At 58.9% G+C, this 12735-nt stretch carries 11 protein-coding genes; 2 read left to right on the top strand and 9 right to left on the bottom strand.

The window, feature by feature from the left end:
* Positions 1-7: 7 nt before the first annotated feature.
* Positions 8-490 carry a protein-export chaperone SecB gene (locus tag CU048_05470; GenBank protein QBR72689.1) on the bottom strand — a complete coding sequence of 161 codons (483 nt, stop codon included), beginning with the start codon at positions 488-490 and terminating at the stop codon, positions 8-10.
* Between the two features lie 253 nt (positions 491-743).
* Here CU048_05470 and CU048_05465 point away from each other — a divergent pair, with 253 nt between their 5' ends.
* Positions 744-1376: a thiamine phosphate synthase gene (locus CU048_05465; GenBank protein ID QBR70815.1), complete on the top strand. Its 633-nt coding sequence runs from the start codon at positions 744-746 to the stop codon at positions 1374-1376.
* Positions 1377-1510: 134 nt separating this feature from the next.
* A complete protein-coding gene (locus CU048_05460) occupies positions 1511-2413 on the top strand; it encodes a sel1 repeat family protein (protein ID QBR72688.1) in 903 nt (300 codons plus the stop codon).
* An 11-nt stretch (positions 2414-2424) separates the two neighbouring features.
* Here the strand turns inward: CU048_05460 and CU048_05455 are convergent, their stop codons facing one another.
* From CU048_05455 to CU048_05420, 8 genes are all read right to left on the bottom strand, one after another.
* A complete protein-coding gene (locus CU048_05455; GenBank protein QBR70814.1) occupies positions 2425-3102 on the bottom strand; it encodes an RNA pseudouridine synthase in 678 nt (225 codons plus the stop codon).
* 27 nt (positions 3103-3129) lie between these two features.
* Positions 3130-4116: a magnesium transporter CorA gene (locus tag CU048_05450; GenBank protein QBR70813.1), complete on the bottom strand. Its 987-nt coding sequence runs from the start codon at positions 4114-4116 to the stop codon at positions 3130-3132.
* A gap of 25 nt (positions 4117-4141) precedes the next feature.
* The gene (locus tag CU048_05445) at positions 4142-6292 is read right to left on the bottom strand and encodes a fatty acid oxidation complex subunit alpha FadB (GenBank protein ID QBR70812.1); all 2151 of its coding nucleotides are present in this window, start codon (positions 6290-6292) and stop codon (positions 4142-4144) included.
* Between the two features lie 92 nt (positions 6293-6384).
* Positions 6385-7977, bottom strand: coding sequence for a microcin ABC transporter ATP-binding protein (locus tag CU048_05440; protein QBR70811.1), 1593 nt, complete (start codon positions 7975-7977; stop codon positions 6385-6387).
* Complete coding sequence (locus CU048_05435; protein QBR70810.1) at positions 7977-9053, bottom strand: peptide ABC transporter permease; 1077 nt, start codon at positions 9051-9053, stop codon at positions 7977-7979. Before CU048_05435 ends, CU048_05440 begins: the two co-directional genes overlap by 1 nt.
* A 32-nt stretch (positions 9054-9085) precedes the next feature.
* On the bottom strand, positions 9086-10018 hold the full coding sequence (locus CU048_05430; GenBank protein QBR70809.1) for an ABC transporter: 933 nt from the start codon (positions 10016-10018) through the stop codon (positions 9086-9088).
* 110 nt (positions 10019-10128) lie between these two features.
* A complete protein-coding gene (locus CU048_05425; GenBank protein ID QBR72687.1) occupies positions 10129-11643 on the bottom strand; it encodes an ABC transporter substrate-binding protein in 1515 nt (504 codons plus the stop codon).
* Positions 11644-11780: 137 nt separating this feature from the next.
* The gene (locus tag CU048_05420) at positions 11781-12602 is read right to left on the bottom strand and encodes a carbon-nitrogen hydrolase (GenBank protein ID QBR72686.1); all 822 of its coding nucleotides are present in this window, start codon (positions 12600-12602) and stop codon (positions 11781-11783) included.
* Positions 12603-12735: the final 133 nt, after the last annotated feature.

Below are 12735 nucleotides of genomic sequence, written 5' to 3'. Positions count from 1 at the left end.
AAAATGCTCAGGCTGACGAAGTCGGCTCGGTGACGGCCATCTCGCTCAGGCGCTTGCGGTAGAGCGCGGCAAAATCGATCGGATCGATGTAGAGCGGGGGAAAGCCGCCGGAGCGGACAGCCTCTGCAATGATCTGGCGCGCGAAGGGAAACAAGAGGCGCGGACATTCGATCATGACGACAGGATGCATGTCGTTCGGGGCAATATTCAGCAGCCGGAACAGCCCTGCGTAGTCAAGCTCGAACTTGAACAAAAGATCAGCGTTTTCACCGGCCGATCCTTCCAGCAGGATGTTCACCTCGAAGTCGGTCTCGGCAACTTGCCGTGCGTTTACATTGACCTGAATCGAGATATTCGGGGATTTTTCTTGCGGTCCCAAAGAACGGGGCGCGTTCGGGTTCTCGAACGAAAAATCCTTCGTATATTGCACCATCGCATTGATCGCTGGTGCCGCGTCGGCTTGAGAGCCGTTTCCATTTCCGTCGGTCATTGTGAACATTCTCCCGCGGCTGCGGGTAGCACGGATGCCCGCGCGCGACAAGCGCACCGGGGAAATAGCGGGTCCCGTAGTCCGCCGCCCGGCCCGCTGCCGTTTCTCGCCGAGGAGAAGGACGACGCGAACCGGCCGCGCGATGCCGAGTTCCAGGTTTTCTTGCATTTTCCCGGGCCGAGACGGTATCCCCTTTGAAAGGAAATGCTCTAAAAGAGCTTTCGTGAAGTCTCACCCCGAGCTGTTTGCCGCAATGTCGACGGATTTGCCGCGCCTCTATCTGATCACGCCGCCCGTCTCGGATTGGGTGGCCTACGCGCCGATTTTAGAGGCGGCGGTTGCCGCATGCGACGTGGCTTGCCTGCTTTTGCAAACTGAATCGCGTGATGAAGGCGAGCGCCAAAAGATCGTCCGCGCGCTGGCCCCCTCGGTGCAAAAACACGGCATCGCCTGCCTTATCGCCGACGATGCGCATCTGGTGGCCGGGAGCGGCGCGGACGGCGTCCATATCGAGGGAACCCATGAAAAGGTCGAGGCCGCTTTGAAATCGCTGCAGCCCAATTACATTGTCGGCGTCGGAGGCTTAGCGACACGCGACTCCGCCATGTCGGCCGGCGAGGCGGGCGTGGACTATGTGATGTTCGGCGGCCCAGCCAATCCCCAGGAGCACAGCGAAATCGCCGAGCGCGTCGCTTGGTGGACCGAAATTTTCAACGTTCCTTGCGTCGGCTATGCCCATGAACTGGCGTCTATCCCCGATCTTGTTCGCGCCGGAGCCGAATTCATCGCGCTCGGCCCTGCCGTCTTTGCCGATCCGCGGGGCGCCGACGTGGCCTTGCGAGACGTCGCGCGTCTGATGGCTGCGGCGCCAGAATCAGCTCGATGAGGCATGATTTGCGAAGCCCGCTTTGGCATCGTTGCATCGCCCTGAACGGCGTGTTGGTGCTGGCCCTATGTGCCAGCGAGATATCGGCGCTTGCGCAGGCTGGGTTTTCGCAGGTTGGCACACAGACCGCCGGCATGCCGTCGACCCTGCCGCCGCAATCGGGTGGCGCGAATGAATTGCAGGTTCCTACCCGTCTCGGCGGGGCACCGGATTTGGCTTTTGCCGCCTATCAACGCGGATATTATTCGACCGCGATGCAGGAGTCGATGAAGCGGATCGAGGCCGATCCGGGCGATGGGGCGGCGATGACCTTGATCGGCGAACTTTACGCGCAAGGGCTTGGCGTTCGCCGGGATCTGGCCGAGGCTGCGCGTTGGTACAGGCTCGCCGCCGACCGGGGGGATCGGCAGGCGATCTTCGCGCTTGGAATGGCCAAGCTGAACGGTGAGGGCGTTCCGAAGGATCGCGCCGGCGCAGCCGCGCTTTTCGAGACCGCGGCCGCCCAGCATCATCCCGGCGCGCTTTATAACCTCGGTATTTTAGCAATCGAAAATAACGGCGTCACCACCGACTTCCCCAAAGCGGCGCGGCTGTTCAGACAGTCCGCCGAACTCGGCTATTCCGATGCCGCCTATGCGCTGGGCCTTCTGTACCGGAATGGAACCGGCGTCGAAAAAAGCGAACCGCTGGCCGCTGAATGGATTGGCCGCGCCGCGCGAGACAATAATGTTCCCGCGGAGGTCGAATATGCGATCATGCTTTTTAACGGGATCGGCGTTGCCAAGGACGAAGCGGCGGCGGCAAAGCTTTTTCTCAAGGCGGCCGCGCACAATAATCCCGTAGCGCAAAACCGGCTCGCGCGCCTTCTCGCTGCCGGGCGCGGCGTTCCAAAAAACCCGGTCGAGGCGATGAAATGGCATATCCTCGCACGCTCGTCCGGGGTCAAGGATCCTTGGCTCGACGGCGAGCTAGCGAAGCTCTCGGCGCAGGACAAATCCGCCCTGGAGGCCAGTCTGCATCAATATATGGGCAATTGACGATTCCTGCTTCAGGCGTCGTCTTGCCATCCGCATGCCGCTAGCGCCTTTTGCAGATGTGGGGGAACCGGGGCCGCGACCCGAATCGGATCCTTATTTTTATAGAGCGGGATCTTGATCGCACGCGCATGCAATTGCAGTCCCATATTTCCGCCATGTCCGTAGATGGTATCGCCAAGAATCGGCCAGCCGAGTGCGGCGCAGTGAACGCGCAATTGGTGGGTCCGCCCCGTCAGAGGCGCCAGCTCCATCAATGTATGCTCCTGCGAGCGGCCCAAGACCCGCCAGGCTGTTTTGGATGGAAGACCCGAGGGATCAACTTTCATCCACCAGCCTCGATCGGGATCGAGCCGCCCAAGCGGCAAATCGATCAAGCCTTCTTCCTGCGCGGGACCGCCATCGACGACCGCCCAATAGGTCTTTTCGATCTTGCCTTGCTTGAACAGAAGGCCAAGCTTTTCGAGCGCCTTGTGGTGACGGCCGAGCACCAAGCAGCCTGACGTATCGCGGTCGAGCCGGTGCACGAGGGCGGGGTTGCGGGGCAGGCCAAAGCGCAGCGCATGAAAATAGCTTTGTAGATTTTCGCCGCCCTTCGGGCCGCTGTGAACCGCAATCCCCGCCGGCTTGTCGATGACGAGCATCAGCCCGTCACGATAGAGAAGCCGCAGGTTCAATTCATCTTCTGTCATGGTTTTGCCAGCAACAGGCCGAGGCGACTACCACCAGCCGCGCCATTTGAACCAGACAATCGGAATAAGTGCGCTGGCCGCTATAAGGCAAAGGGCATATGGATAGCCATATGTCCAATCATACTCAGGCATGAACTTGAAATTCATTCCATACATGCTCGCGAAAAAAGTCGGCGGAATACCGACCACGGAGACGACGGTCAAAATCCTAAAAATATTGTTCTGATCGATATTCGTCAGGCCCAAGATGGCATCCAGCAGGAACTGGATCTTATTGGTGAGATGGGTCTCGTAGTCATTGATCGAGGCAATGTCGCGTTGGAGGCCTTTAAGCTTTGCGCGTACGTCGGCTTCTAGATACGAAGCAGCATTTGTCAGGGCATAGGGCAGTATGCGCCCCATGCCGAGAAGAAAGTCTTCGATCTTTGATGTAAGCTCGCCGAAGCGTCCGACCTTTTTTAGCACGAAGCGCAATTTATCGCCGTCCTCGCGAGGCTTATGGCCTCGCCCGTTTGTGTTGTTGGCACTAAAAATTTCATCCGAAAGGCGATCGAGATCGCCGCCCACGCCTTCCAGCAAGTCGGCGACATGATCGATAATTACTTCGAGGAGAGCGATCAATGCGCCGGGGCCGCCGGCGGGCAGCGGATGCCGCGAAATACAGTCCATTACTTCGTCGAAGGCTTTCAACGGCTTGAATCTGACCGTCACGAGAATGTCTTTCGACAAGATGAGCCCGAGCGGCGTAACCGCCGGCGTGAAACCATCCTTCCGGTAGACCATGGGAATACTGAGAAACAAGCGGTTCCCTTCGCTACGAAGCCTTCTGGACGTTTGGATTTCGGAGAGTTCTTCGAGCGTCGGCAGCTCGATCCCGAGCGTGCGCTCAAGAAAATTGATCTCCCGCGCATCCGGCCGCAATGCGTCGATCCAGTTCACCTCGGGCGGAATTGTCTTGGCATCCGTCTCGACAGATATCTCTACCTTGGCCGCGCAGGAGTGAAAGCTTAACATAAGACCTCATGCAGCAAAGAAGCGCTCAAAGGGGATAGAACGTTTCCCCGGAGTTGGCCATGGTACGAAGACGCTCGCTTGGACGATAAATGGGGCTTAGGCCCGCCCATGTCTCGGCGCTCTCCACAATCGTTTTGAGACCGAGGTAATCGGCGTATTTGAGAGCTCCGCCTAAATAGCGCGGCAGGCCGAGACCCAGGATCAGGCTCATATCAACCTCTCCCGGCGAGCCCACAATGCCGTCCTCGACGCAACGCGCGGCCTCAAGGATCAGCGGCAGCATCATCCGCGATACGATCTCTGCCTCGCTGAGGTTGGATTTTCCATTCGGTCGCCCGGATATGAGGAGACGATCCGTTTCGGGATCAGCCTCCTTGTGCGGCCGGCCCTTCGAATCCTTTTCATATTTGTAAAAACCGTGGCTGTTCTTCTGGCCGAGGCGCCCGGCGCGCAACAAGATTGCAATCGACGATTCGAAAGACAGTTCCATGCGGGGGGCAAACCCAGCCGAGACGATCTCGACGACATGCTGCGAAATATCCATGCCGATGACATCGATGAGATAGGCAGGCCCCATCGGCCAGCCGAAAGCCTCCATCGCCTTGTCGATCTGGGTGAAATCGACGCCCTCGTGGACGAGGCGTAGAAAAGCGATGAGATAGGGTGTGAGCGTGCGGTTGACGACAAACCCAGGGCAATCCTCAACCAGGATCGGCGTTTTTCCCATCGCCGTCGCATAGCCGATCACCGCAGCGATCGCTTGCGTCGATGTCTTGGGGCCGCGTACCACTTCGACCAGCGGCATTTTTGGGACCGGATTGAAGAAATGCATCCCTAAGAAATTTTCCGGACGCCGCAAGCCTTCGGAGAGGGCGCCGATGCGCAGCGACGATGTGTTCGAGGCCAAGATCGCATGGGGCCCGCAAACAGCTTCGATTTCGCCCAACACCTTCTGCTTAACCGCTAGGTTCTCGACAATGGCTTCGACCACGATATCGGCCTTGTCGAAACCATCATAGGTCAGGCTAGGCGTGATCGAACTTAAAATCGCATCCGCTTTTTGTTGGCTGAGTTTTCCGATCTCCACGGCTTTGCCGACCAATTTGCGCGCTTCCGACATGCCAAGGTCAAGGGCCTGAGCGGAAATATCCTTCATGATAATAGGCACGCCGCGAGAGGCGCTTTGATAGGCGATGCCACCGCCCATGATGCCCGCGCCGGCGACAGCAGCCTGTCGTATCGGCGTTGCATCCTTGGCGAAGCGCCGGATCGTTTTCTTTAACGCCTGCTCGTTGATGAAAATTGCAACGAGCGACTCTGCGGCTTGCGTTTTTGCTGCCTTCACAAAGGTTTCGGCCTCGGCGACCAAAGCGGCATCGCGATCGAGGGGGGCGGCGTTTTCGAGCAAGTCGACGGCCAGTTGGGCCGCCGGAAAATGGGGGAGTGCTTTTGCCGCGCTTGCCTTGGCAGCGGCGAGCAGACGGGAAGCTTCGCCTTGCGGAATGTTGAGACCCTGTCGAAGGCGCTGCCGGCGAGCCTGCCAATCGGCGGGTGCCGCCATCGATTCTTCAAGCATCGTGAGCGCGGCCGTCCGCAAATCCTCTGGCGCGACGACGCGATCAACTGCACCCTCTTTTAAGGCCACCTCGGGGCTTTGCTGCGCGCCGCTCACAATCCATTCGGCGCTGGCCGCCAAGCCGATGAGGCGGGGCAGACGCACAGTGCCTCCATAGCCAGGAAAAAGTCCCAGATGGATCTCGGGCACGCCGATTTTCGCGGCGCTCGACATCACCCGATAGTCGGCGGCAAGCGCCAGTTCGAGACCGCCGCCCAGCGCTAGGCCATTGATCACCGCGACGCTCGGGACCGGCAAATCAGCAAGATCTGTAATGATGCCACTGTTACCCGACACAAACGCGATGACCTCTTGCGCCGGCAATTTGAAGATTCGGGTGAATTCGAAAATATCAGCGCCAACGATAAATGTATCCTTGGCACTGGTGATCAGGACGCCCTTGACTGTTGGCGTGGCCGCAATGGTTTCGAGCGCCCGGCGCAACTCGTCGAAAGTGAGAATATCAAGCTTGTTGACCGCCTCTTCGCTCCGCTCGAAACGCAGTTCGACGATCCCATGTTCGAGCGCGTGAAGTTTGAGCGCTTGACCTTCAAAAAGCATGGCATACCCTCTCGATTTGGCTTTGCGCACCAGGCAAGTTCACTTGCGACATACTTCGATAAAAATGCGCTGGCAGCGGACTGCTAGAAGACTCACATGTCACCCGTTTGAAACGCCGCCGCGATGAGCGCCCTTGTATAGGGCTCATGCGGATGATCGACAATCTCTCCTGCAGGACCATGTTCGACAATGCGCCCGTCTTTCATCACCGCGATCTCGTCCGCCATGGCGCGAATGACCGCAAGGTCGTGGCTGATCAGCAAATAGGTCAATCCATGCGTTTGCTGCAAAGCCTCCAGCAGCGCAAGAATTTCGGTTTGAACGGTCCGATCGAGGGCGGAGGTTGGCTCATCGAGGACAACGAGCTTTGGTTTCAGGATCATCGCCCGCGCAATCGCGACCCGCTGGCGCTGGCCGCCCGATAGTTCATGCGGAAAACGGTGCCGCAAAGCGGGGTCGAGGGAGACTTCTTCGAGGGCGGCGACCGCGCGTGCGTCCAGGTCCGGCTTGGTCATCGCCGCCTCGTGCACAAGCAAACCTTCGGTGACGATATCGCCGATGCGCATCCGCGGCGACAGCGATCCATAGGGATCTTGAAAGACCAATTGCATGGAGCTGCGCATCGGCCGCATCGCTGCTCGGCCGAGCTGCGTCAAATCATGTCCATCGAAGTCGAGTTCCCCGCTCGCGGGCACGAGCTTTAAAAGGGCACGCGCCAGCGTCGATTTGCCGGAACCGGATTCCCCGACAAGTCCGAGCGTGCGGCCTTTGTCGAGGCAAAGGCTGACGCCGTCAACCGCTCTTATCTCCCGCTTGGGGCTGAACAAGGCGCGGCGAAGTTGGAATCGCACGCTGATGTCGCGCGCGCGCAGCAATACCGGCGTCTCCTTTCCGATGTGCCGTCGGCCCTGCGGCATGCCAGCGAGTAGATTGCGTGTATAGGCATGGCGGGGAGTGGCAACGACCGTTGCGGTTGGGCCGCTTTCGACGATTTCTCCCTGGCGCATCACATGGATCGTATCGGCGATGCGGCGCACGAGCCCAAGGTCGTGGCTGATGAAGATCATCGCCATGCCGAGGCTTTGTTTGAGTTTGGCAAGAAGTTCCAGGATTCGCGCCGCAACGGTGACATCGAGCGCCGTTGTCGGCTCGTCGGCGATCAGCAGATCGGGGTTGCAGGCAATCGCCATGGCAATTGCGACGCGCTGACGCTGGCCGCCCGATAATTCATGCGGATAGGCATGCATGCGGCTTGCAGGATCGCCAATGCCGACCAGATCCAGGAGATCGAGAGTTCTTTCTCTGGCGGCTCGACTCGGCAAACCGGCTTTCAGGCGAAGGACGGCACCAATCTGAGCGCTGATTGTAAACAAGGGATCGAGCGCCGACATCGGCTCTTGAAAAACCATTGCGATGCGCCGGCCGCGCAGCGCATCGAGGCTGCTCTCGGAGAGCTCGAGGAGATTTGCACCTTCGAACAGCACCGAACCCGACGTCGTCGCGCGGGGGGATAAAAGTTTGAGCGCCGCCAGCACGGTTTGGCTCTTGCCGGAGCCTGATTCGCCCACGATCGCCGCCGTTTCGCCGCGCTGGACAGTAAAACTCACGTCCTTGACGACCCGCGTCGGCCCATAGGCGACGCCCAGATGGCAGAACTGAAGCATCGGCTTCGCGGGGTCCTCCATCAACCTCTCCCCGGATCCCACGCACCACGCCAGCCGGTGCCAAGCTGCTGCAGGGCACCGAGTGTGGCACCCAAAAATATCGCGGGGAATATAAGCAGATGAATGGATCCCTGGATATTGCGGGCTCCGTCGGCGATCAGAACACCCCAACTCGTCAGCGGTTCCTGCACGCCAAGCCCCAGGAACGAAACGAAGCTTTCGATCAGGATCACGCGGGGAACGAGCACGGTGAGATAGGCGATAATCGGGCCTGAGGCGTTGGGGATGATATGCCGCCATAGGATTGCCGGGGTCGTCGCGCCGAGCGCTTCTGCGGCGGCAATGAAATCCATCCGCTTGATCGACAGAGTCTGGGCGCGCACGATGCGCGCCATGTCCAGCCATTCCACGGCGCCGATTGCCACAAAGATAAGCACGAAGCGCCGCCCGAACACCATGCCGAGGACAATCACGAAAAAGATAAAGGGAAGCGCATAGAGGATCTCGACGATCCGCATCATCAGACCATCGAGGCGGCCGCCCGCATAGCCTGCGATCGCGCCATAGGCGACGCCAATGGTCAAAGCAACAAAGGAGGCAAGCAGGCCGACGGCGAGGGAAATGCGCCCGGCAACCAAAACCCGGGTCAGCAGATCGCGCCCGTTGGCATCGGTCCCGAAGAGAAAATATCTCCGCTGCAGCTGCGCTTCGACAGTCAAACGGTGGCGATCGTCGTCGGACTGGACCAGGCGCGCGGAGGAGAAAAGATCGGAACGCTCGAACGCTCGCAAGACACGCCGATCGATCGATGTATCGCTCGCGAGCGTCAGGAGCACTATCTGATTCGTCTGCCGGGCGATCTCGATGTGCAAATGCATGCGTCGTCCAATCGCGGCCAATGCGCGTTCTGTCTCCCCGGTACTGGGATGGGCAATAAGGGATGGCCCAACAAGAACATAATCGCGATAAACCCGATCATAAGGATGGCCTGAAAACAGCGGACCAACCAGGCAGAGCAGCGCGATCAGACTTAAGACCGCAAGACTTGCCGTCGTCGATCGATTGCGCGTGGCCAGTTTCGCGAGCGACCAGCCCATCGTTTGTGCTCGCTTTATTTTTAGGGGCTCATTCATTGGGGGCGCGACTCGACGCGCACTCTCGGATCGAGCCACGCGAGCAACAGATCGACACCGAGATTGAACAGGACGACCGCAACCGCCACGACGATGACCGTGCCCATCACAAGCGTATAGTCCCGGCCCAGCGCACCATCGACAAAATATCGGCCCATGCCGGGGATTCCGAAAATCGTCTCGACAATCACCGAGCCTGTGAGGACATTCGCCGCGGCGAGACCGAGATAGGATACGACAGGCGGAAATGCGGCGCGAAGCGCATGAACATGGATAAACCAACCGGGCATTCCAAATGCGCGCAAGGTGCGAATGTGCGGCTTTGTGAGAACATCGCGGAGCGCCGCCTGCATCAACCGGGCAACGACGGCGATCTGCGGCAGCGCGAGCGTGAAAACCGGCAGGATCATGTTTTGCCAGGCCCCGTCGTTCCAGCCGCCGACCGGAAGAATGTGTAGGCTCAAACCGAGCCCGAGCTGTAGGAGCGGCGCCACGACGAAGACGGGCAAAACGATTCCAACGAGCGCTGCACCATCGACAAAATGCGCGCCGAGCCCGTTGTCTCGGAGCGAACCGGCAAGCCCGAGTGCCGTGCCGACAATGATCGCGACAAGCATCGCCAGCGTGCCGAGCTTTACCGAGATCGGCAGAGCTTTGGCGAACAGTTCGTTTACGGTGAAGTCGCGCCAATGCAGGCTCGGCCCGAGATCGCCATGCGCGAGGCTTTGCAGATAGAGCCAGAATTGTTGAACGAGCGGCAGATCGAGACGGTAGATGCGGCGGAGGTTTGCGGCAATCTCCGGATCAAGCGCGCGTTCGGAATCAAACGGTCCGCCAGGAGCGAGACGCAAGAGGAAGAAGGCAAGGGTGATAATGACGAAGAGCGTCGGAACAGCAGTGACGAGGCGGGACAGGAAATAGCGAAGCATGGGTCAGCAGCGTATGGATTGGTGGCGCCGGGAACCGCGAGGCCAGACCATCGCGATTTGTAGTAGTTCGCTGCGCATCCGCAAGTGTGCGTGGCCAGGATCAGAGCTGTTCATGGGGCAATCGAGATATAGCGGCCGGGATGGTTGTCGAGCACATTTGCTTCCCATCCTTTGAGCTTCGGTGAAACCAGATTGCGGGATCGGTAGGTAAGCAAGACAAGATAGGGCTGCTCCTCGAGAAGCAAGGCCTCGGCCCTGTGAAGAATGGCCGAGCGCCGCTTCGGCACGCTTTCCGATTGAGCGTCATCCATCAATCCATCATAGGTCATGTTGCTGAAACTTGTGACATTCAGGCCTTTATTGTCGCTTTCGGCAAGGAAAAGAAAATTCTGTGCGTCCGGATAGTCGGCGAACCAGCCCGACCGCGCCACATCAAAAGGCGGCCTTTCCCGCAAAAAGGCATAATGGCTGGTCGCATCGGTGGCGAGAAGCCGCGTGTCGACTCCAAGGACCCTCCACATATCGGCGACGGCAACCGCCGTGGCGCGGTGATTTTCGGAATTGTTGAAGCGTATCTCCACCTCGAGGGTTTCTTTCCCAGGGCCAAAACCGGCTTCTGCGAGCAATCGCTTGGCTTCATCTTCCCGTTCGTAGGGATTCATGTCCTTCCATTTCACCATCGAAGGGGTTTCGTAACCGGTTATTGCGGGTGGCACGAAACTGTAGCTCGCGTCCATCGTGGTCCCCCAGATTCGCTCCGCCAAAAACTCCCGGTCGATGACCATGGACAGCGCCCTGCGGACCTTTCGGTCGTCGAAAGGCTTGTGGCGCGTATCGAAGGCGTAGAAATAGCTGCCCAGGCTTGGTGTCACCTTGAAGGCTTCGGCCAAGTGGCTGCGCACGAACGTGATTTGGTCGAGGGGCACATCATTGTAGGACTGGATTTCGCCGGCCATGAACCGGCGTAGCGCCGCAGAGCGATCTTCCAACGAATAAAAGATCTCGGAGTCGAGTGCGACCTGCGCCGCGTCATAATAATAGGGGTTTTTGTCGAGCACGAGCCGGTCGTTGGGGGTGAAGTCCTTCAACATAAAGGGACCGTTCGTCACAATATGAGCTGACCGCACGAAGTCAGAACCATATTCTTTGATCGATCGCTCATGCAGCGGTTTTGCGGTCATGTGGGCGAGTTGGGCAATGAAATAGGGCGCTGGGTGCTCGAGTGTAATTTCAAGGCAGGTATCGCCGATTGCGCGGACGCCCAAGGCCTCGACGGGAAGCTCCCCCTTGTTGATTTTTTCCGCATTTTTGAGGGTGTAAAGAATATTGGCATAGGGCGCGCCGGTTTCCGGCGCCATCAGGCGCCGAAACGCATAGACGAAATCTGCCGGCACGACCTTATCGCCGTTGGACCATTTTGCATCGTCCCGAAATTGGAAATGGTAGACAACCCCACCGGCTTCAACGGTCCAGCTCGTGGCGACTCCCGGAACGATTTCACCGCGCGCGTTGTGGCTGACCAGACCTTCGAAAAGCTCCGCAAGGATATTGCTTTCGATCAAGGTCGTCGCTTTGTGCGGGTCGAGCGACCCCGGGTCGCCGAGTTCGCCGCGATGCCAAACCATGGCCGCCTGCGCGCACCCGACAGGGCCAAGTCCCGCCGCCGCGCCAAATCCGAAAGCCACGCAAACCACAAACACCCCGATAATGGCGGGACGCTGGGCAAAGCCAAAAAGATCAGTCAGCGCGATCATGGCTTTGCTCAGTCGAAGGGGACCTTATGTTGCGATACCGGAATTTGCGCACGGACTTTTCTTACCAGATCGCGATCGATGCGGCTTGAGACAATGCCGATCCCATCCGAGGCTTTGGCGGTGACGTGGCCCCAGGGGTCGACGACGAGTGAGTGGCCGTAGGTGTGGCGCGTCTCATTGTCCATGATGAAAGTGCCGGTCTGGGCCGTGGCACAAAAATAGGTCTGGGTCTCGATCGCCCGGGCGCGGCAAAGAACCTCCCAATGATCCTTGCCGGTCTGCAGGGTGAAGGCCGCAGGCAATGCGATCATTTCGGCGCCCTTGGCGACGAGCGCCTGATAGAGCTCGGGAAACCTAATATCATAGCAAATCGAGCAGCCGACGATCATATCTTCGCAAGGATAGGTCACGACCGCGTTACCCGGTGCAAAGGCCGCGCTTTCGCAATATTGGGTTCCGTCGGGAGCGGTGATGTCGAACATGTGGATTTTACGATAGCGGGCGATTTCCGCTCCGGCACGGTCGAAGACGACGGTTGTATTGTGGATGCGCTCCCCAGCCTCAGGCTTTTCTAGGATTGAGCCGGCATGAATGAAAATCCCGTGTTTCCTGGCCTGCGCCTGCATGGCGGCATAGGCCGGCCCGCCGGGCAGCGCCTCGGCAGCGGCCGCCTTGGATTTGCGATCGCCGCCCAGAAAATCGAAACATTCGGGAAGGCAAATCCAATCCGGCTTTTCCTCGGCGACGGCTTTTTCGATCAATGCGACGGCGGCAGCGATATTGTCGACCTTGTCGGCACTCGAATTCATTTGGACCAGGGAAACTTTCATCAAACGCTCCGCGTCGCGTGCCTTCAGATCATAAAACTCGTGAGGGCATTCCGGAATATTTTCAACCGTCATAAGATCGAATGGCGGATGACAAGGCCAGAATGGCATCATAGCCTATCAGCGGCGCGAAAGC

The organism is Beijerinckiaceae bacterium, from assembly GCA_004564215.1.
Classification (GTDB): Bacteria; Pseudomonadota; Alphaproteobacteria; order Rhizobiales; family Beijerinckiaceae; genus Methylocapsa.
The sequence above is the reverse complement of the archived record's forward strand: the minus strand, read 5'-3'. Positions and strand labels throughout refer to the sequence as shown.

Bases quoted from the DNA above. Each gene is read 5' to 3' on its own strand.
- CU048_05455 (QBR70814.1), bottom strand. From the start codon at position 3,102: ATGACAGAAGATGAATTGAACCTGCGGCTTCTCTATCGTGACGGGCTG.
- CU048_05430 (QBR70809.1), bottom strand. From the start codon at position 10,018: ATGCTTCGCTATTTCCTGTCCCGCCTCGTCACTGCTGTTCCGACGCTC.
- CU048_05460 (QBR72688.1), top strand. From the start codon at position 1,511: ATGCCGTCGACCCTGCCGCCGCAATCGGGTGGCGCGAATGAATTGCAG.
- CU048_05445 (QBR70812.1), bottom strand. From the start codon at position 6,292: ATGCTTTTTGAAGGTCAAGCGCTCAAACTTCACGCGCTCGAACATGGG.
- CU048_05420 (QBR72686.1), bottom strand. From the start codon at position 12,602: ATGAAAGTTTCCCTGGTCCAAATGAATTCGAGTGCCGACAAGGTCGAC.
- CU048_05425 (QBR72687.1), bottom strand. From the start codon at position 11,643: ATGGTTTGGCATCGCGGCGAACTCGGCGACCCGGGGTCGCTCGACCCG.
- CU048_05440 (QBR70811.1), bottom strand. From the start codon at position 7,977: ATGGAGGACCCCGCGAAGCCGATGCTTCAGTTCTGCCATCTGGGCGTC.
- CU048_05435 (QBR70810.1), bottom strand. From the start codon at position 9,053: ATGGGCTGGTCGCTCGCGAAACTGGCCACGCGCAATCGATCGACGACG.
- CU048_05465 (QBR70815.1), top strand. From the start codon at position 744: ATGTCGACGGATTTGCCGCGCCTCTATCTGATCACGCCGCCCGTCTCG.
- CU048_05470 (QBR72689.1), bottom strand. From the start codon at position 490: ATGACCGACGGAAATGGAAACGGCTCTCAAGCCGACGCGGCACCAGCG.
- CU048_05450 (QBR70813.1), bottom strand. From the start codon at position 4,116: ATGTTAAGCTTTCACTCCTGCGCGGCCAAGGTAGAGATATCTGTCGAG.